The sequence below is a fragment of the Sphingomonas trueperi genome, assembly GCF_040545665.1.
In the GTDB taxonomy this organism is placed as follows: Bacteria; Pseudomonadota; Alphaproteobacteria; order Sphingomonadales; family Sphingomonadaceae; genus Sphingomonas; species Sphingomonas trueperi_B.
Genome location: NZ_JBEPMH010000001.1, coordinates 1,284,660 through 1,303,143 on the forward strand (window position 1 = coordinate 1,284,660; position 18,484 = coordinate 1,303,143).

The 18,484-nt window shown below is 66.9% G+C and carries 22 protein-coding genes; 13 read left to right on the top strand and 9 right to left on the bottom strand.

The features are described 5' to 3' along the window. The first annotated feature begins 16 nt into the window (after positions 1 to 16). The 5 genes from prfB to ABIC65_RS06070 all read left to right on the top strand — a co-directional run bounded on the left by prfB (position 17) and on the right by ABIC65_RS06070 (position 5,912). Entirely contained in the window at positions 17 to 1,144 is a 1,128-nt protein-coding gene (gene prfB, locus ABIC65_RS06050; RefSeq protein WP_354307464.1) for a peptide chain release factor 2, read from the top strand. A gap of 2 nt (positions 1,145 to 1,146) precedes the next feature. Further along, entirely contained in the window at positions 1,147 to 1,914 is a 768-nt protein-coding gene (locus ABIC65_RS06055; RefSeq protein ID WP_354307466.1) for a class I SAM-dependent methyltransferase, read from the top strand. 173 nt (positions 1,915 to 2,087) lie between these two features. Continuing rightward, complete coding sequence (locus tag ABIC65_RS06060) at positions 2,088 to 4,985, top strand: isoleucine--tRNA ligase (RefSeq protein ID WP_354307468.1); 2,898 nt, start codon at positions 2,088 to 2,090, stop codon at positions 4,983 to 4,985. After that, positions 4,985 to 5,506, top strand: coding sequence for a signal peptidase II (lspA, locus tag ABIC65_RS06065; protein WP_354307470.1), 522 nt, complete (start codon positions 4,985 to 4,987; stop codon positions 5,504 to 5,506). Before ABIC65_RS06060 ends, lspA begins: the two co-directional genes overlap by 1 nt. Further along, positions 5,499 to 5,912, top strand: coding sequence for a DUF3035 domain-containing protein (locus tag ABIC65_RS06070; protein WP_294251084.1), 414 nt, complete (start codon positions 5,499 to 5,501; stop codon positions 5,910 to 5,912). The genes lspA and ABIC65_RS06070 overlap by 8 nt, the downstream gene beginning before the upstream one ends. Positions 5,913 to 6,181: 269 nt before the next feature. On the opposite strand, the gene ABIC65_RS06075 is transcribed toward ABIC65_RS06070, so the two are convergent. From ABIC65_RS06075 to ABIC65_RS06090, 4 genes are all read right to left on the bottom strand, one after another. Beyond that, complete coding sequence (locus tag ABIC65_RS06075; protein WP_354307471.1) at positions 6,182 to 6,973, bottom strand: TorF family putative porin; 792 nt, start codon at positions 6,971 to 6,973, stop codon at positions 6,182 to 6,184. Between the two features lie 230 nt (positions 6,974 to 7,203). Then, the gene (locus ABIC65_RS06080) at positions 7,204 to 7,668 is read right to left on the bottom strand and encodes a RidA family protein (RefSeq protein WP_354307472.1); all 465 of its coding nucleotides are present in this window, start codon (positions 7,666 to 7,668) and stop codon (positions 7,204 to 7,206) included. 42 nt (positions 7,669 to 7,710) lie between these two features. Further along, positions 7,711 to 8,322, bottom strand: a complete 612-nt coding sequence (locus tag ABIC65_RS06085; RefSeq protein ID WP_354307474.1) for an HAD family hydrolase — start codon at positions 8,320 to 8,322, stop codon at positions 7,711 to 7,713. Then, positions 8,319 to 8,573, bottom strand: a complete 255-nt coding sequence (locus ABIC65_RS06090; RefSeq protein WP_436286703.1) for a DUF3572 domain-containing protein — start codon at positions 8,571 to 8,573, stop codon at positions 8,319 to 8,321. The genes ABIC65_RS06085 and ABIC65_RS06090 overlap by 4 nt, the downstream gene beginning before the upstream one ends. 46 nt (positions 8,574 to 8,619) lie before the next feature. On the opposite strand from ABIC65_RS06090, the gene ABIC65_RS06095 reads away from it, so the two are divergent. Next, positions 8,620 to 8,997 carry a response regulator gene (locus ABIC65_RS06095; protein WP_093298388.1) on the top strand — a complete coding sequence of 126 codons (378 nt, stop codon included), beginning with the start codon at positions 8,620 to 8,622 and terminating at the stop codon, positions 8,995 to 8,997. Between the two features lie 88 nt (positions 8,998 to 9,085). Here ABIC65_RS06095 and rpmG read toward each other — a convergent pair whose 3' ends face one another. Beyond that, complete coding sequence (gene rpmG, locus ABIC65_RS06100; RefSeq protein WP_010125625.1) at positions 9,086 to 9,253, bottom strand: 50S ribosomal protein L33; 168 nt, start codon at positions 9,251 to 9,253, stop codon at positions 9,086 to 9,088. Between the two features lie 252 nt (positions 9,254 to 9,505). On the opposite strand from rpmG, the gene ABIC65_RS06105 reads away from it, so the two are divergent. After that, positions 9,506 to 10,000, top strand: coding sequence for a Dps family protein (locus tag ABIC65_RS06105; RefSeq protein WP_125976885.1), 495 nt, complete (start codon positions 9,506 to 9,508; stop codon positions 9,998 to 10,000). Positions 10,001 to 10,050: 50 nt separating this feature from the next. Here the strand turns inward: ABIC65_RS06105 and ABIC65_RS06110 are convergent, their stop codons facing one another. Further along, positions 10,051 to 10,356, bottom strand: coding sequence for a hypothetical protein (locus ABIC65_RS06110; RefSeq protein ID WP_354307478.1), 306 nt, complete (start codon positions 10,354 to 10,356; stop codon positions 10,051 to 10,053). A gap of 79 nt (positions 10,357 to 10,435) precedes the next feature. Next, positions 10,436 to 11,272, bottom strand: a complete 837-nt coding sequence (locus ABIC65_RS06115; RefSeq protein ID WP_354307480.1) for a metallophosphoesterase — start codon at positions 11,270 to 11,272, stop codon at positions 10,436 to 10,438. A gap of 120 nt (positions 11,273 to 11,392) precedes the next feature. Here ABIC65_RS06115 and ABIC65_RS06120 point away from each other — a divergent pair, with 120 nt between their 5' ends. Then, entirely contained in the window at positions 11,393 to 12,970 is a 1,578-nt protein-coding gene (locus tag ABIC65_RS06120) for a cisplatin damage response ATP-dependent DNA ligase (protein WP_354307482.1), read from the top strand. Positions 12,971 to 13,042: 72 nt separating this feature from the next. Further along, positions 13,043 to 13,831, top strand: a complete 789-nt coding sequence (locus ABIC65_RS06125) for a helix-turn-helix domain-containing protein (protein ID WP_354307484.1) — start codon at positions 13,043 to 13,045, stop codon at positions 13,829 to 13,831. Positions 13,832 to 13,849: 18 nt separating this feature from the next. On the opposite strand, the gene ABIC65_RS06130 is transcribed toward ABIC65_RS06125, so the two are convergent. Both ABIC65_RS06130 and ABIC65_RS06135 read right to left on the bottom strand, forming a co-directional pair. After that, the gene (locus ABIC65_RS06130) at positions 13,850 to 14,467 is read right to left on the bottom strand and encodes a DJ-1/PfpI family protein (protein WP_354307485.1); all 618 of its coding nucleotides are present in this window, start codon (positions 14,465 to 14,467) and stop codon (positions 13,850 to 13,852) included. Between the two features lie 85 nt (positions 14,468 to 14,552). After that, positions 14,553 to 15,365, bottom strand: a complete 813-nt coding sequence (locus ABIC65_RS06135; RefSeq protein ID WP_354307487.1) for a cold-shock protein — start codon at positions 15,363 to 15,365, stop codon at positions 14,553 to 14,555. Between the two features lie 346 nt (positions 15,366 to 15,711). On the opposite strand from ABIC65_RS06135, the gene ABIC65_RS06140 reads away from it, so the two are divergent. The 4 genes from ABIC65_RS06140 (at position 15,712) to lptB (ending at position 18,480) form a co-directional block, all read left to right on the top strand. Further along, on the top strand, positions 15,712 to 16,332 hold the full coding sequence (locus ABIC65_RS06140) for a ribonuclease D (RefSeq protein ID WP_354307789.1): 621 nt from the start codon (positions 15,712 to 15,714) through the stop codon (positions 16,330 to 16,332). A gap of 53 nt (positions 16,333 to 16,385) precedes the next feature. Beyond that, entirely contained in the window at positions 16,386 to 17,030 is a 645-nt protein-coding gene (gene lptC, locus ABIC65_RS06145) for an LPS export ABC transporter periplasmic protein LptC (RefSeq protein WP_354307489.1), read from the top strand. After that, entirely contained in the window at positions 17,030 to 17,572 is a 543-nt protein-coding gene (locus ABIC65_RS06150; RefSeq protein WP_354307491.1) for an LptA/OstA family protein, read from the top strand. Before lptC ends, ABIC65_RS06150 begins: the two co-directional genes overlap by 1 nt. Before the next feature lie 125 nt (positions 17,573 to 17,697). Next, entirely contained in the window at positions 17,698 to 18,480 is a 783-nt protein-coding gene (lptB, locus tag ABIC65_RS06155) for an LPS export ABC transporter ATP-binding protein (protein ID WP_066721231.1), read from the top strand. Positions 18,481 to 18,484: the final 4 nt, after the last annotated feature.

Below are 18,484 nucleotides of genomic sequence, written 5' to 3' on the forward strand. Positions count from 1 at the left end.
TCGGAAGGTTTGGAACATGCGCGCTGAAGCGCAGGCATATGTCGACAAGATCAACAGCGCGCTGGCGCTGCTCCGCCGCTCGCTCGACTGGGACCGCGCGCTGCGCCGTCTCGACGAGCTGAACGCGCGCGTCGAGGATCCGACGCTGTGGAACGACGCCAAGAAGGCGCAGGACGTGATGCGCGAGCGTCGCCGCCTCGACGAATCGATCTCCGCCACCCGTGCGATCGAGAGCGAGCTGAGCGACACCGTCGAGCTGATCGAGATGGCCGAGGCCGAGGGCGACGAGGAGATGGCGGTCGACGGTACCGAGAGCCTGCGTGCACTCGCCGAGCGTTCCGATGCCGACAAGGTCAAGGCGCTGCTGTCGGGCGAGGCCGATCCCAACGACACCTATGTCGAGATCAACGCCGGCGCCGGCGGCACCGAGTCGAACGACTGGGCCGAAATGCTCCAGCGCATGTACACGCGCTGGGCCGAGCGCCACGGCTACAAGGTCGAGCTGGTCGACTATCATGCTGGCGAACAGGCGGGCATCAAGTCGGCGACGCTGCTGTTCAAGGGCGAGAACGCCTATGGCTATGCCAAGACCGAGAGCGGCGTCCACCGCCTCGTCCGCATCAGCCCGTTCGATTCGAACGCGCGCCGCCAGACCAGCTTCGCCAGCGTCTGGGTCTATCCGGTGATTGACGACAATATCGAGATCGAGATCAACGAGAGCGAGCTGCGCATCGACACCTACCGCGCCTCGGGCGCGGGCGGCCAGCACATCAACACCACCGACTCGGCGGTGCGCATCACCCACTTGCCGACCGGCATCGTCGTGCAGTGCCAGAACCAGCGTTCGCAGCACAAGAACCGCGCCGAAGCCTTCAACCAGCTCCGCGCCCGCCTCTACGAGCGCGAGCTGGCCGAGCGCGAAGCGGTGGCCGACGCACAGAACGCCACCAAGACCGATATCGGCTGGGGCCACCAGATCCGCTCCTACGTGCTCCAGCCCTACCAGCTGGTGAAGGACCTGCGCACCGGCGTGACCTCCACCGCGCCGAGCGACGTGCTCGACGGCGATCTCGACAGCTTCATGGCCGCCGCGCTAGCACAGCGCGTGACGGGCGAGGCCGTCGCGGTGGAGGATGTCGATTGAGCTTGCGCGCGCGGCCCCTGCTGCTCGGCGTGACGCTGCTGCTGGCGGCGTGCGACGGCAGTCCGCGGGCGGTGCGCAACGAGAGCCATGACGCCTCCAACTCCGGCTTCCCGGCGGCGGACCGGCCGGTGGCGACGATCGTCTCGTCGCGCTGGTCGAGCGAGGAAGAGCGCGACCGGCTGAACGAGGCGGGCAAGGTGATGGACCTTGCCGGCATCAAGCCCGGCATGACCGTCGCCGATATCGGCGCGGGCGAGGGCTATTACACGATCCGACTCGGCCAGCGCGTCGGCGCCAAGGGGCGGGTGGTCGCCGAGGACATCGTCCCCGATTATATCAGCGGTCTGGCGACCCGCGTGGTGCGCGAGAAGCTCGACAATGTCAGCGTGCGCCTCGGCCTGCCCGCCGATCCGCGGCTGCCCGAGAACAGCTTCGATCGCGTGCTCATGGTGCACATGTACCACGAGATCGAATCGCCCTACGAATTCCTGTGGCGGCTGCGCCCGTCGCTGGCGCCGGGCGGGCAGGTGATCGTCGTGGATGCCGATCGCGCCACCGAGAATCACGGCACCCCGCCCGCGCTGCTCAAATGCGAGTTCGCGGCGGTGGGCTATGCCCAGGTCTCGATGCTGCCGATGCCGTCGGCGGGCGGCTATATGGCGGTGTTCGAGGCGCGCGGCGAGCGGCCCGAGCCGGAAACGATCCGGGCGTGCAAGTCCGGCGCGCACGCCAAGGCGGTGACGCCGAAGCCCAACGGGGCGCACGAATAGCGCACTCTTAAGCCCCTCCCCTTCAGGGGAGGGGTTGGGGTGGGGCAGTGTCTCACCAAGACCAACATCTCGTCTGGAATCCCTCCACCCCAACCCCTCCTCCAAGGAGGAGGGGCTTAAGTGCGCAAGCAGGGATGACTTCCCTGCACACACCGGCTAATCCCGCGCGACCCATGACTGACGCAACCGACACCCAGCGCGACTGGCGCGACACCGTCTTCCTGCCGAAGACCGATTTTCCGATGAAGGCCGGGCTTGCCGCCAAGGAACCCGCCATCCTCGAGCGCTGGGCGAAGATCAGGCTCTACCAGAAGCTGCGCGAGGCCCGCGCCGGCCGCGAGCGCTTCCTGCTGCACGACGGCCCGCCCTACGCCAATGGCGACATCCATATGGGCCATGCGCTCAACAAGATCCTGAAGGACATCGTCGTCCGCTCCCAGAGCCTGATGGGCAAGGACGCGCCCTACGTCCCCGGCTGGGACTGCCATGGCCTGCCGATCGAGTGGAAGGTCGAGGAAGCCTATCGCGCCAAGAAGCTCAACAAGGACGAAGTCGACCCCGTCGCTTTCCGCGCGGAATGCCGCGCCTATGCCGAGAAATGGGTGGCGGTGCAGCGCGGCCAGTTCGAGCGGCTCGGCATCCTGGGCGACTGGGACGATCCCTATCTCACCATGAAGTTCGACGCCGAGGCGCGGATCGCCGGCGAGCTGCTCAAGTTCGCCGAGAGCGGCCAGCTCTATCGCGGTGCCAAGCCGGTGATGTGGTCCCCGGTGGAGAAGACCGCGCTGGCCGAGGCCGAGGTCGAATATGAGGACATCACGTCCACGCAGATCGATGTGGCGTTCGAGATCACCGAGGCGCCGAACGCGCCCGAGCTGGTCGGCGCACATGCGGTGATCTGGACGACCACGCCGTGGACGATCCCGGTCAATCAGGCGTTGGCCTATGGGCCGGAGATCGAGTACGCGATCGTCGAGCCCATGTTCACGGGCGGCAGCGATGCCGCCCTCGATCACCTGGCTTCCCACCCGCTCTTCCAGGGCTGGTTTGCGAAGCCGCTTCTCATCGCAACAGCGCTGATCCCCGCGTTCACAAAGCGTGTGGACGCCCTTCTGAAGTCCGTCGATCTCAGTGCGTTCGGGTCGCCGCGGATTGACTTTGGTCTCGAACATGGGCCGGAAACGGTGATTGCGGGCGCCAATCTCGCCGGCACCGTCGCCCGGCACCCGATGCATGCGCTGGGCGGGTTTTTCGCCAAGCCGCGGCCGTTCCTGCCCGGCGACTTCGTTACCACCGATGCGGGTACCGGCCTCGTCCATATGGCGCCCGACCACGGCGAGGACGACTTCCTGCTGTGCAAGGCGCACGGCATCGATCCGGTGTTCGCAGTCGACGGCGCGGGCATGTACCGCGCCGACTGGCTGTGGCTCGGCGGCCAGGGATCGGTGATCAACAAGAAGTTCGTCAGCGCCGAAGGCCCGATCTGTTCGGACCTGCGCGCGGCCGGCGCACTGCTCGCCGCCTCGGACGACTTCCAGCACAGCTATCCGCACAGCTGGCGGAGCAAGGCGAAGATCATCTTCCGCGCGACCCCGCAGTGGTTCATTCCGATGGACAAGCCCACGCCCGCGCAGGGCGAAGGGTCTGCCGACAGCAACGCGCCCACGCTCCGCGGCATCGCGCTCGATGCGATCGAGCATACCCGCTGGGTGCCCGAGCGCTCGATCAACCGCATCCGCGCGATGGTGGAGGGCCGCCCGGACTGGGTGATCAGCCGCCAGCGCGCCTGGGGCGTGCCGATCGCGCTCTACGTCAACCGCGCGACCGGCGATTATCTGCGCGACCCTGCGGTCAACGCCCGCATCCTCGACGCCTTCCGCGCCGGCGGAGCCGATGCCTGGTTCCAGGCCGACCACCAGGCGCTGCTCGGCCCCGATTACCGCGCCGAAGACTATGAGGTCGTCACCGACATTCTCGACGTGTGGTTCGACAGCGGCTCGACCCACAGCTTCGTGATCGAAGCGCGCTATGGCGAGGGTGTCCGCGCCAACCTCTATCTCGAAGGCTCGGACCAGCATCGCGGCTGGTTCCAGTCGTCGCTGCTGGAGTCCGCCGGCACGCGCGGCCGGGCGCCCTATGACGCGGTGCTCACCCATGGCTTCGCGCTCGACGGCCAGGGCAAGAAGATGTCCAAGTCGCTCGGCAACGTCGTCGATCCGCTGAAGATCATCGGCGAGAGCGGCGCGGACATCCTGCGCCTCTGGGTCGCGCAGACCGATTATTTCGACGACGTGCGGATCGGCAAGGAAGTGCTGGCCGGCACCGGCGACGCCTATCGCAAGATCCGCAACACCTTCCGCTATCTGCTCGGCGCGCTCGACGGGTTCGGCGAGGCCGAGAAGGTCGCGGTGGCCGACATGCCCGAGCTGGAGCGCTATGTGCTCCACAAGCTGGCGGCGCTCGATGTGGAGCTGCGCGCGGCAGCGGAGGCGTTCGAGTTCAACCGCTATGCCCGCGCGCTCGGCGATTTCATGAACGAGGACCTCTCGGCCTTCTTCTTCGATATCCGCAAGGACTGCCTCTATTGCGATGCCGAGAGCGATCCCAAGCGCCGCGCCTATCGCACCGTGCTGGACCTGCTGTTCCACGCGCTGGTCCGCTACGCCGCACCGATCCTCGCCTTCACCGCCGAGGAAGTGTGGCAGGCGCGCTTCCCGAGCGAGGACGGCTCGGTCCACGAGCTGGAATGGCCGGTGCTGCCGGAAGGCGCCACGGTCGAGCATGACTGGACCGCGATCCGCGCGCTGCGCCAGACGGTGACCGAGGCGATCGAGCCCTATCGCCGCGAGAAGAAGGTCCGCTCCAGCCTAGAGGCCGAAGTGACGGTGCCGAGCCTGCCGATGCCGGCGGAAGAGCTCACCGAACTGTTCATCGTCTCGAAGGTCGAATCCGGTGCCGATGTCACGGTCACGCCCACCGATCGCCACAAATGCGGCCGGTGCTGGCGCCATCTTCCCGAAGTGACCGAGGATGGGGCATTGTGCGATCGTTGCGCAGGGGTGGTGTCGTGATGAAGCAGGTTCGCCTCTATGGCTTCGCCGCGGCGCTCGCCGTGTTCGTGCTCGACCAGCTAACCAAGTATATCGTCACCGGCCCGCTTGGGCTGGTGGTGCAGAATGATTCGATGACGATCACGTCGTTCTTCGACCTGCGCTTCGTCAAGAATATCGGGGTGTCGCTGGGCCTGCTCTCGGCCAACAGCCCGACGATGCGCTGGCTGCTGGTGTTGATGACCGCGTGCATCGCCATCGGTGTGTGCGTGTGGATGCTGCGCGAGAAGAAGACCGGCGACGTCGTCGCGCTCGGCCTGGTGCTGGGGGGCGCGTGCGGCAACATCCTCGATCGCAGCCGCCTCGGTTATGTCGTCGATTTCGCCGATCTGCATTTCGGCGAGTGGCGCCCCTTTTTGGTCTTCAACGTGGCCGATGCCGCGATTACCATCGGCGTGGTGATCCTGCTGCTTCGTGCCCTGCTCGTTCGCGACAAGAACCCCAAGTCGCCTGCCCCTGTGGAGAAGAAATTCAATGCGTAAGTTGATCCTCGTCGCGACCGGCGTCGCCCTCGTGGCCTCGCTCTCGGCGTGCGGCAAGAAGGGGTATGACCGGGCGCGTCCGGACGAGTTCGCGGTGGCCCGCCAGGCACCGCTGGTGATCCCGCCCGATTTCTCGCTGCGTCCGCCGCAGCCGGGTGCGGCGCGCCCGCAGGATACCAACCCGTCCGATCAGGCGCTGGAAGCCCTGTTCGGCGGCACCGCCGCGCGCAGCCAGGCGGAGACCGCGACGCTCGATCAGGCAGGCGCCGCCAGCGCCGATGCCGGCGTGCGCAGCAATGCCGGCAGCCCGTCGACCACCGTGGTCGACAAGGGCCGCACGACCCAGGACATCCTCAAGTCGCCCCAGGGTGATAACAAGGATGCGAGCGTCAAGACGCCGCAGTAACGGCGGCCGTTTAACGCATGAAAAAGCGCCGGTCCGCACATCGCGGGCCGGCGCTTTTCGTTTGGGTGGTCAACCTTCCCCGGTCATCCCGACGAAAGCCGGGATCCATTGGGGCCACCATCTGGGCTCTTGCTGACGCGCAGAGGCGACTGGATCCCGGCTTTCGCCGGGATGACGGCGTGGTGGAGATGGCGCTTCGAAACGTTGCCCGGGCAGGGCAGCTGGGAGCGGCCCCCGCCGCTCCCGTGCCCCTGCCCCAAGCCGTGCGATCAGAAGCTGACGCCGATCGATCCCAGCACGCTGCCCTTGGCGGCATCCTTGCCGGTCGGGGTGATGAACTTTACGTCGGTGCCGACATAGGAGACCCCGAGCGTCAGGTTCTTCCAGGTATAGGCCGCGCCCACCGCCCAATCGGTATATTCCTTGCGCTGGATGGGGACGAGCCAGCTGGGTCCGAACGTGTGGCCTAGGTGGCCCGTCAGGCTGATCGGGGTCTTCGGGATCGCGGCCGACAGGTCGCCGGCAAGATAGACATTGTCCTCGTTCTTCAGCGTGCCGCTCTGGCCTTGATCGAGGGAGAGCGCCTTCTGCTTCGGCGCATAGTTCACCGTCGCCTTCGCGGTTACCGGCCCGATCGCGTAGGAAACCGACGCATAGGGCTCGATGAAGTCCGACGAACTCTTGTCGCCGCTGAAGCCTGGGCGGGTGCCCGGATAGACATAGTAGAGCGCGCCCACATCGACGGTCACGCCGTTCTTGAAGCTGTGCTTGAAGCCCGCGATCAGATCGAGTTCCTGGTGCGCGGTGCCGTGGGTGGTGACGTAGTCATCGATCGAGGAGCCCCAGGCGGAGACGTAGAAGCCCGATGCATGGCTGATGGTCAGGCCGCCCTGGACGGCGAAGTTGCCGTCGGTCTGCGAGATGCCGCGGAATTTGTAGTCGCTGATCACCGTGGCGGTGCCGTTCAGCGTGATCGCCGGGGCCGGGGCCGTTTCCTGCGCGAATGCGGGCGCGGTCGTGGCGAGCAGCAGCGCGCCGAGGCTGATCGAGGAGAAGCGCATGGAATCCCTTTCAATAGAAACTAAAGGGTCCCTCACCTGCTGCAATCGGCATCGCGTTGTTCTGGGCTCTACGACCCTGCGACTTCCGATTTGCAACAAAAGATTGCCCGATCGTACGGGCTGCGCACAATAGTCTTCCGTTTAAGGGGTGGGAGTTTGTTACAAACTGTTGCTCACGGGACACAGGCGCGCTCCCCGGGCCTCCGGGCCGCAGGGAAGCGCGCCTGGCTTCAGGCGATTTCGATAATCGCGTCGACTTCCACCGCCGCACCCAGCGGCAGGGCGGCGACGCCCACCGCGCTGCGGGCGTGGCGGCCAGCCTCGCCGAACAGCGTCTGCATCAGCTCCGATGCGCCGTTGGCGACCTTGGGCTGGTCGGTGAAGTCGGCGGTCGAGTTGACGAACACGCCCAGCTTCACCACGCGCTTCACCCGGCTGAGGTCGCCATCAAGCGCCTTCTTGATCTGCGCGACCAGCATCAGGCCGCAGCGCTGCGCCGCTTCGGTGCCGAAGGCGATGTCGCGGTCCTCGCCGAGGCGGCCGGTCATCAGCGCGCCGTCCTTGAACGGCAGCTGGCCCGAGACGTGGAGCAGCCCGCCGGCTTCGACAACCGGAACATAGGCGGCGACAGGAGCGGCGGCCTCGGGAAGGGCGAGGCCGAGCTCGGCGAGCTTGCGATCGATCACAGTGGTCATTCCCGGACCCAACCACCGGGCGCGGGCAGGGTCAAGGCCTCCTCAGGCCTGGGCGAAGCGCTCCAGGATCCAGGCCTGTGCCTCGCGCCAGTCGTCGATCCGCGCATGGGCGTGCGGGGCAGGGGGCACCTTGGGCGCGAGGCTCGGCTCGGCGACCATGTGCAGGCGGAACACCTCGGGCGCATGCTTGGCGACCGATTCGTGGTGGGTGGCGAGATCGTCGACGAACACCGCGACGGAGGCGCCATGCTCCTCGACCAGCCGCGCCACGGGCGTGCCCTTGCCGCCCTGGTTGCATTGCACCCGGTGGACGATGCCGTGATCCGCCAGCTGGGTGATGCGGTGGTCGCGGCAATGGTCCTGCAGGTTGGTGAGCACGACGATGTCGGCCACCTCGGCGATCCGGGCCAGCGCGTCGCGGGCGTGCGGCACCAGCGTCTGGCGCTGCATCTCGCCGGGGAAGAAGCCGTCGAGCAGCGCCCACATTTCGGGGCCTTCCAGCGTGCTGCCGTCGCCGCGCCGCCGCATCGCGCCTTCGAATTCGCTGCCGTTGAGCGCGAAGTCGATGTCATGGGTGTCGCCCAGCCATTCGCCGAAGTGGCGGACCATGTGCAGCAGGACTTCGTCGCAATCGGTGATCAGCAGGGGTTTCACGCGGATTCCAGCTGGCGGCGGGCGTCGACCAGCGCCGCGGGGGAGAGGTCGAGCGCGTCGGCGCAGGCGATCAGATCGGGCTCGTAGGATTCGAGGAAGCCGATCGCGGCGGCGAGCAGCGCGGGTTCGCCGGCGCGGGCGCGCAGCGTCGCGGGATCGAGCCCGGTCAGGTCCAGCAGGCGACCGGCTCGGCCGGAATCACTTAGAATCCAGACGAGTGCCTGCAGCGCCACCGTTTCGGGATTTGTCACGTCGCCCGCCATCGCCTAACACCGCCCCGCAGAGTAGAGGTAGCGCGTGCCAAAAAGAGTACTCGTTGTCGAGGACAACGAATTGAACCTGAAGCTGTTCTGCGACCTGTTGCGCGCGCATGGCTATGAAGCCGAGCCCGTCCGCGACGGGCGCGAGGCCGTGCCCACCGCGCGCCGGTTCAAGCCGCACCTGGTGATCATGGACGTGCAACTGCCGCACGTCACCGGCTTCGAGCTGATCGGCCAGATGCAGGCCGATCCCGTGCTCGGCCGAATCCCGATCATGGCGGTGACCGCCTATTCGAGCCATGAGGACGAGGAGCGGATCCGCGCGGCGGGCGCCCGCTCCTATGTCGCCAAGCCGATCTCGCTGGCGCGGTTCGTCGACCAGGTCGAAAAGCTGATGGCCGCGATCGAGGAATAGACGATCGATGCAGCGAAAACGCCGGACCCGCGAGGATCCGGCGCGATGCGATCAAACAGCGCGGGCGCGGCCAGCGCGCCCGGCGGCCTTACTTGATCTTCGCTTCCTTGAAGTCGACATGCTTGCGCACGACCGGATCGTACTTGCGGAAGCTCAGCTTCTCGGTCTGCGTGCGCGGATTCTTCTTGGTGACATAGAAGAAGCCCGTATCCGCCGTGCTGACGAGCTTGATCTTTACGGTGGTCGGCTTTGCCATGACCCGGAACCCTTGATTCGTGCGAAAAGAAAAGAGCGGCGCGCTTGTGGCACACCGCTGACAGGGGGGAGCGGATGCGCGAATCGCCCGGGAAAGTCAAGTGTGTTGGCGCCGAAACGCCCGCGCGCCGCATCGACTCTATCGATCAGCTTGATCGGGTTTATCCTAGGGTATGGCTGTTTCCTCGGCGGAACCGGACCCTATATCCCGATCGTTAGGGCAACGAATCGACCGCACTTCAGGAGGACACCCATGGCCGAAAATCCCGCACTCGCGACGCCGACCGACCTCAACCGCAACGACACCAAGAGCGTTGCCGATGCCCTGAACAGCGCGCTGGCAGACTGCTTCACGCTGTATTTAAAGACCAAGAACTTCCACTGGCACGTCTCGGGCCCGCACTTCCGCGACTATCACCTGCTGCTCGACGACCAGGCCGCGCAGATCCTGGGCGTGACCGATGCGATCGCCGAGCGTGTCCGCAAGACCGGCAACACCACGCTGCGCTCGATCGGCGACATCGCGCGCCGCCAGACCATCTCGGACAACGACGCCGAGTTCGTTGCGCCGGGCGACATGCTCGCCGAACTGCGCGACGACAATCTCAAGCTGGTCGAGAGCTTCCGCGCGGTGAAGGAAGCGGCCGAAGAGGCCAAGGACAATGCCACCAGCGGTATTGTCGATGAGTGGACCGACCAGGCCGAAGAGCGCGCCTGGTTCCTGTTCGAGGCCAGCCGCAAGGGCTGAGCCGGAGATAGGCCGGCGAGCGCTGCGGGCACGCGCCGGCCTTTTGCCGCTTACTTGATTGCGGCGAGGTCGGTTTCGACCTTCTTCAGCATCTCGTCGGTCAGCGCGCCGTTCGAGAAGGGCTGCACCGCTTTCAGGCTCATCGCCTTGAACTGGTCGAGCGCCGGGTGCGACGACAGGCCGGGAATGTCGGTGTCGAGTACCGCCTTGGCCTTTTCATCGGCGAGCAGCGTCTCGATCGGCGTATCGAGGCTGAACTTGGCCGCGGCGGGGGCAGCCGGTGCGGGGGTTTGCTGCGCCATGGCGGCGGGCCTCAGCATGGCAGCGGCGATCGCGCCTGCGACAAGAAACTTCATCGGAAAAGCCCTCCCTGGACGGGCGCGACGCGCGCCCGAAGGGCAAGCTAGGGGCGAAATAAGGCAGCTTTGCGAATCCTCAGCGCACTGCGCCGTCGAAGGTCAGCAGCCAGAAATCGGGCACTGCACCGATGCGCAGCGGCACGTTGCTGGTGCCGATCCCCGCGGTGACCAGCACGTCGCGGCCGGGCTCGCGAATCAGCCCGCAGACATAGCGCAGGCCATAGTTGGACGAGGCGGTGATCGGCCCGATCAGCGGCGGCACGATCTGGCCGCAATGGGTATGTCCCGCCAGCACCAGCGGATAGCGCGCGGGGAGCGTCGGTGCGATGTCGGGGGTGTGGCTGAGCACCACGGTCGGCCCCGGCAGGGCGCGTGCGGCATGGTCGAGCGACTTTTCCCGATATTTGCCATGGTAGAGATCGTCGGCACCCGCGATCGTCAGCACCCCGCGGCGCACCGCGTCGTTGCGCAGCACGGTGATGCCCTGCGTTTTCAGCCAGGGCGGCAGATCGGTCTTGTCGAACCGTCCATAATCGTGATTGCCGAGTACCGTGACTACGCCGTAGCGCGCGCGCAGCGCGGCAAGCGGCGCGGAGGCCTCCGCTGCGTCATAGACGCGGGTCGTCACCCGCCGATGCTGCTCGACATCGCCGGCGATCAGCACCAGATCCGGCCGCAGCGCGTTGACTTGGCCGACGATGCGCGCGAGCCGCGATGGCGGCGTTTCGGGGCCGGCAACATGCAGGTCGCTGATCAGCACGACGCGCATCGGCGCCGCGCCGACGGGCCAGTCGCGCATGTGAACGGTCAGCCGCCGCACGACGGGATCCCGCATCGCCGTCCATAGTCCGAAGCCAAGGCCGCCCGCGAGCAGCAGGATCAGCACGAGCAGGGCGAAGGGAAAGCGCTTCATCGCTCTTCCGTACGCGAAAGCCCGGTGCCGTCGAACCATTCTTTGCTGCGCCTGCGAACGCTTCGACTATGCGGCGCCTCGCCCTAGCGCGACTGCGTCAGCGCCCCCATCTATCGGATCATGCGCGCTTTTGCCGACCTGCTCGACCGGCTGATCTACACCCGCTCGCGCAATGCCAAGCTCCGCCTGATCGGCGACTATCTGCGCGCGACGCCCGATCCCGATCGCGGCTGGGCGATGGCGGCGCTGACCGGCGCGCTCGACCTGCCGGCGGTGAAGCCGGCGCTGCTCCGTGCGATGATCGAATCGCGGGTCGATCCGGTGCTGTACGGCATGAGCCGCGACTTTGTCGGCGATTCGGCCGAGACCATCGCGCTGCTCTGGCCCGAGCCGCACGTGCCCCCGCCCGAAAGCGCGCCGCTTACCCTCTCGCAGGTCGTATCCACGCTAGGCGCACTCTCCCGCTCCGATGCGCCCGCAGTGCTGGCGGCGATGCTCGACCGGCTCGAATCCGACGAGCGCTATGCGCTGCTCAAGCTGGCGACCGGCGCGCTGCGCGTCGGCATCTCCGCGCGGCTGGCCAAGACCGCGCTCGCCCAGGCCTTCGGGCTCGACGTCGATGCGGTGGAGGAAGTGTGGCACGGGCTGCACCCGCCCTATGCCGTGCTGTTCGACTGGGCCGAGGGCCGCGCCGAGCAGCCGCGGGTCGAGGACGTGCCGGTGTTCCGCCCGTTCATGCTTGCGCACCCGCTCGAGGAGACCCAGGTCAGCCTCTCCGACTATGCCGCGGAATGGAAATGGGACGGCATCCGCGTCCAGCTCGTCCATGCCGGCGGCGAGACCCGGCTCTACAGCCGTGCAGGCGACGATATCACCCGAAGCTTCCCCGAAGTGGCGGCGGCGTTCGCGACGCCCGGCGTGCTCGACGGCGAACTGCTGGTGCGCGGTGAGGTGCAGGGCGGCGAGGCGGGCAGCTTCAACGCGCTCCAGCAGCGGCTGGGGCGCAAGGTCGTCTCGGCCAAGACGTTGGCCGAGTTTCCGGCCTTCGTCCGGCTCTACGACATCCTGTTCGACGGGACCGAGGATGTCCGCGAGCAGCCCTGGCACGCGCGGCGTGCGCGGCTGGAGGCGTTCGTTCCCGGCCTCGATGCCGAACGCTTCGACATTTCCGCCGTGATCGATGCCGCCGATTTCGCCGCGCTGGAGGAAATCCGCGCGGGTGCTCGCGACGCGGCAATCGAAGGGGTGATGCTCAAGCGACGCGATTCGCCCTATGTCGCCGGACGCCGGGTCGGCCTGTGGTACAAGTGGAAGCGCGATCCGCTCACCGCCGATTGCGTGCTGATGTATGCGCAGCGCGGCTCGGGCAAGCGCAGCAGCTTCTATTCGGACTTCACCTTCGGCGCCTGGACCGAGACCGGCGAGTTGCTCCCGGTCGGCAAGGCCTATTTCGGCTTCACCGACGAGGAGCTGAAATGGCTCGACCGGCATGTGCGCACCCACACCGTCAACCGCTTCGGCCCGGTGCGCGAGACCGACAAGTCGCTGGTCCTTGAAGTCGCGTTCGATTCGATCCACGAATCGAAGCGGCACAAATCGGGGCTGGCGATGCGCTTTCCTCGCATCGCCCGCATCCGCACCGACAAGCCAGCCGCCGAGGCGGATACCATCGCTGGGCTGCGGCGGATGGTGACCTGAGGGACAAATTTCTTGGGGCGCTTGGGGGACACTGGCGAGGCCCGGTCCCGCTTCGTACAAGCGGGCATGGGCATGGGGGACACATCGCCGCAGCCGCGCGACGACAACGCGCTGACCGAGCGCGAGAAGACGACGCTGCGGCTGTTGCTCGCCGGGCATGACGCCAAGTCTATCGCGCGCGAACTCGGGCTCTCCGTCCACACTGTCAACGAACGGCTGCGCGATGCGCGGCGGAAGCTGGGCGCCGCGAGCAGCCGCGAAGCGGCACGCCGGCTCGCCGAAAGCGAGGCGGCAGACCCCCAAAAACTTGGGGACGCGCCGTTGGGGGTGTCGGCGACGGCGGGATCCATGGCTTCTCCCGATCTGCCAGCTGCCTGGCCGCAACGGTTGCACCGGCTCGCCTGGCTCAGTGGAGGAATGCTCATCATGTCACTGTTCATCGCCGCCGTCGCCGCCATCGCGCTGCACGCCCCGTCCGCGCCGGTGGCGCAGCCGCCCGCCGCCGCAGCTGCCGCCGAAAACGCCCCCGCCAGCCTTGGCGCGGCGGAAGCCTGGGTAGCGCTGGTCGACCAGGGGAAGTGGCACGATAGCTGGCAGACCGCGGCCGCCATGTTCCGCGCGCAGGTTTCGGACGCGCGCTGGGCCGAAATGGTCACGCCGGTGCGCCAGCCCCTGGGCGCGGTGGTCACGCGCAAGTTCGAATCGGTCATCAAGACCAAGACGCTGCCCGGGGCGCCGGACGGCGACTATGAAGTGCTCAAGTTCCAGACCAACTTCCAGCAGCGCGCCGATTCGGTCGAGACGATCATGCTGGTGCGCGAATCCGGTGGCTGGCGCGTCGCGGGCTATTTCATCCGCTGAGCGGACGCCCGTACGCGCTCAGGCTAAGATCGCCACATCGGCGAGAAACGGCGCCACCACGCCCAATATCCGGGTGACGGTGGCGTCCTTCTCGCCGACCGGCGCGACATAGTGGATCGCCTCGCGCGCCGCAGCCAGGGAGCCGCCGCGCGCGAGTATCCAGGCGGCGAGATATTGCGAAGCCAGGCAGCCTCCTGCCGTCGCGACATTGCCGTGCGCGACGAAGGGCGCGTCGAGCACCTCGACACCCGCTTCGATCACCCAAGGCTTGGTGGTGAGATCGGTGCAGGCGGGCAGGGCGCCGATCAGCCCGAGCCTGGCGAGCAGCAGCGTGCCCGAACATTGCGCACCGATCAGCTGGCGCGAGGGATCGAGCTCGATCTGCGAAAGCATCTCGGCGTCGGCGGCGATCTCGCGCGTCTTGCTGCCGCTGCCGAGAATCACCGCATCGGCCTCCGCGGCGAAGGACAGCGGCCGCTGGCGGCGAACCGTCACGCCGTTGAGCGAGGTGACTTCCTCGGTCGGGCAGGTGATGTGTGCCGCCCAGCCCTGGCTGCGCATCCGGTTGAGGATCGTCGCCGCTACGAAGCTGTCCAGCTCGTTGAAGCCGTCGAAGGTCAGAACCGCAATCTGCACGCGCGTTTCTCCCGCAGTCATTCCCGCAAACAAAAAGGCCGGGCGTTGCCGCCCGGCCTCTTCGATCCGTCAGTACCCTTGCGGGTTACTGCTGCGGCGAAAGGTTCACCGCCGCGTACTTGCCGCGACGATCGACCTCCAGCTCGAACTCGAGCCGGTCGCCTTCGTTGAGCGTCGGCATGCCGGCGCGCTCGACGGCCGAGATGTGCACGAACGCATCGGGCTGTCCGTCATCGCGCTGGATGAAGCCGAAGCCCTTCATCGCGTTGAAGAACTTGACCGTGCCGGTCGCCTTCTCGCCGGTCAGCTGGCGCTGCGGGCCGCCACGCGGCGCACCGCGATCGCCGCCGAAGCCGCCACCCGGTGCCGCTTCGCGCGGTGCGCGCTCGACGACTTCCATCGGCTCGCCATCGATCTTCAGCGTGGTCGCCGAGATGCGGCCACCGCGATCGACGAGCGTGAAGCCGAGCGGCTGGCCTTCCGCCAGCGCGGTCAGGCCCGCCTGCTCGACGGCCGAGATGTGCACGAACACGTCTTCGCCGCCATCATCGCGAACGATGAAGCCGAAGCCCTTTTGCGCGTTGAAGAACTTCACCACGCCGGTGCCTTCGCCGATCACCTGCGGGGGCATGCCGCCGCCGCCGCCGCCGCGGAAACCACCGCCGCCACCGCCGCCGCCGAAGCCGCCACCGCCGCCGCTGCGGAAACCACCACCGCCGCCGCCACCGAAGCCGCCACCGCCGCCGCCGAAGCCGCCGCGACCACCGCCACCAAAGCCGCCGCGATCTTCGAAGCCGCCGCCGAAGCCGCCGCCGCCGAAGTTATCGTCGCCGAAACCATCGCGCTTGTCCCTGCCGCGCCCACCGCGCTCGCCGCGACGTCCTCTATCGAAACTCATGCCCTGTTCGTCTTCCCGGTTCGCCCTCAAACTACCAATCAAAACCGAGCGCCGGACGAAAAACGCAGGTCTTACGGCACTAACGTAGTGCCACAGTGGATGTCATACCCCAAAAAAATCGGGTGCGCGAACGAAAATCGCGCGCATGGCTGCTTTGCGGCAGGAAAGTGTCTGCCGCGCCACGGTAGGATCACGCACAGCATGCGAAGCGTGCCGTTTTTGCGACCGGCCGGAGGCGCGGGGCTGGTCGAAGGCGGCCGCCCTATCCTTTCGAATCGTGAATTGCAAAACCGTGCAGGCACGGCAAAGCATTGAGGTGCGGCGCCAACCCCGCTACGCGGACGCGATGACCGTCCATTTCCACGAAGAAGATCTGCCGGAAGGCGTGTTCGCACCCGGCGCCTCGATCGCCGTCGACACCGAGACGATGGGCCTGATCACCCCGCGCGATCGGCTATGCCTCGTCCAGCTGTCGGACGGATCGGGTGACGAGCATCTGGTGCGCTTCGGCCCGCTGTCCAACTATGCCGCACCCAACCTGCGCGCGGTGCTGGCCGATCCGGAGCGACTGAAGCTCTACCACTTCGCCCGATTCGATCTGGCGGCGATTCGCTTCTATCTCGGCGTCACGGCGGGGCCGGTCTATTGCACCAAGATCGCCTCGCGGCTGGTACGCACCTACACCGATCGCCACGGACTCAAGGATCTGGCGCGCGAGCTGGTCGGCGCCGATATCTCGAAGCAGCAGCAATCGTCCGACTGGGGCGGCCCGGACCTGTCCGATGCGCAGCGCGACTATGCCGCCTCCGACGTTCGCTTCCTCCACGCGATGAAGGTCGAGCTCGACAAACGACTCGAGCGCGAGGGTCGCATGGAAATGGCGCAGGCCTGTTTCGACTTCCTGCCCTGGCGCGCCGAGCTCGACATCGCCGGCTGGCCCGAGGTGGATATCTTCGCCCATGCGTGATCGTAAGGATCGAGTGGTTGTCTCGGCCGTTTCGGCTCCCCACAAGGGAGCCTATGTCTGAGATCGCCGCCCGATTGACCATACAGAACCGCGCCTGGGCCCATCCCGGGAGCGGTCATGATCGTGCGGTGCGGATCGCGCTGGTGCTGCTGCCGATCCTGATCGGTGCGCTCGCCGCGTTCCTGATCAGCGCGCCCTTGTTCATGGGCGGCGACGTCAGTTTCGTGCTCGACAAGAACAAGGTAGCGATGTCGCCCGAGCGGCTGAAGATCGTCGCCGCCGATTATCGCGGCGAGGATTCCAAGGGCCGCCAGTTCGAGCTGCACGCGGGTTCCGCGGTGCAGAAGAGCTCGGCTGAGCCGGTGGTCCAGCTCAACCAGCTCAACGCGCGGCTGAGCCTGACCGACGGGCCGGCCACGTTGGTGGCGAATCACGGGCGCTACAATCTCAATACCGATCAGATGATGATCGACGGGCCGATCCGCTTCCAGACGAGCGACGGCTATATCCTCAACACCAACGACGCGACGATCGATCTGAAGACGCGCCAGCTGGAAAGCGGCGGGGCGGTGACCGGCAACACGCCCACCGGCACGTTCCGCGCCGATCACCTGCGCGCCGATCTCGACAAAAGGCTGATCTCGCTCGAAGGCAATGCGCACTTGCGGATGACGCCGAAGCCGGCAAGGAGGCCCTGATGACCCGCGCTCTCGCCCCGCTCGCCTTCGGGCTGCCGCTGCTGCTCGCCGCCGTGCCCGCCTTCGCGCAGGCTCGCCGCGATTCGAACGCGCCGATCGATTTCGATGCGCGCAACATCCAGCTCGACGACAAGGCCAACCGCGCGATCCTGAGCGGCGGCGTCGTCATCAAGCAGTCGGACATGACGCTGCGCGCGGCGCGGGTGACCGTGGCGTATAGCGGCAGCGCGCTCAACGGCTCGCCCCAAGCCTCGCGGCTTGATGCGACGGGCGGGGTGACGGTCACCCGTCCGAACCAGACCGCGCGCTCCAGCTATGCGGTGTACGATGTCGATCGGCGGATCATCACGATGATCGGCAACGTCACGCTGCAGCAGGCGGGGTCCAACGTCGCCAATGCGGCAGGCCCGCGGTTGACGATCAACCTCGATACCAGCCGTGCCACCTTCGGCGGCGCACCGGCGGGCCCGACGACGCAGAATTCGGGCGGTCGCGTGACCGGCCGCTTCTCCGTGCCCAATCGCGACGCGTCGAAGCAGTAAGCCGGGGCAATGCCACGGTACGCCGTGCAAAGCCTTCCCTTCGCGCGCGTTATCATGCAGGAACCTTGCCAAGCGGCCGCGCGCTTGGCGGGCATCGTAACAGCATTCCCCTTGTAGGAGCCGTCATGACCGACGTCGCCATCGCCGCCCCCGAAAGCTCCGCCCCGGATCCCGTGCCACTTCCCGATCGCGGGCTCGCGGTCGTTTCGATCGCCAAGTCCTATGACAAGCGCACGGTGCTGACCGACGTCTCGGTGTCGGTCGGCCGCGGCGAGGTGATCGGCCTGCTTGGCCCCAACGGCGCGGGCAAGACGACCTGCTTCTATTCGGTAATGGGCCTGGTGAAGCCCGACAGCGGCCGCATCATGCTCGACGGCGAGGACATCACCCGCCTGCCGATGTATCGTCGCGCGATCCTCGGCCTCGGCTATCTGCCGCAGGAAACCTCGATCTTCCGCGGCCTGAGCGTCGAGAAGAACATCTCCGCCGTACTAGAGCTGGCCGAGCCGGATCGCGATGCACGCCAGGCACGGCTCGACGAATTGCTCGACGAGTTCGGGCTTACCCGGCTGCGCAACTCGGCGGCGATGGCCCTCTCGGGCGGCGAGCGTCGCCGCGCCGAAATCGCCCGCGCGCTGGCGGCCAACCCGACGATCATCCTGCTCGACGAGCCGTTCGCCGGCATCGACCCCATTTCGATCAGCGACATCCGCGATCTGGTGAAGCAGCTCAAGCAGCGCGGCATCGGCGTGCTGATCACCGACCATAACGTCCGTGAGACGCTCGAAATCGTCGATCGCGGCTATATCATCTATGACGGCCGCGTGCTGTTCGCGGGCTCGCCCGACGATCTGGTGCGCGACGAGAATGTCCGCCGCCTCTATCTCGGCGAGAGCTTCTCGCTCTGATGCG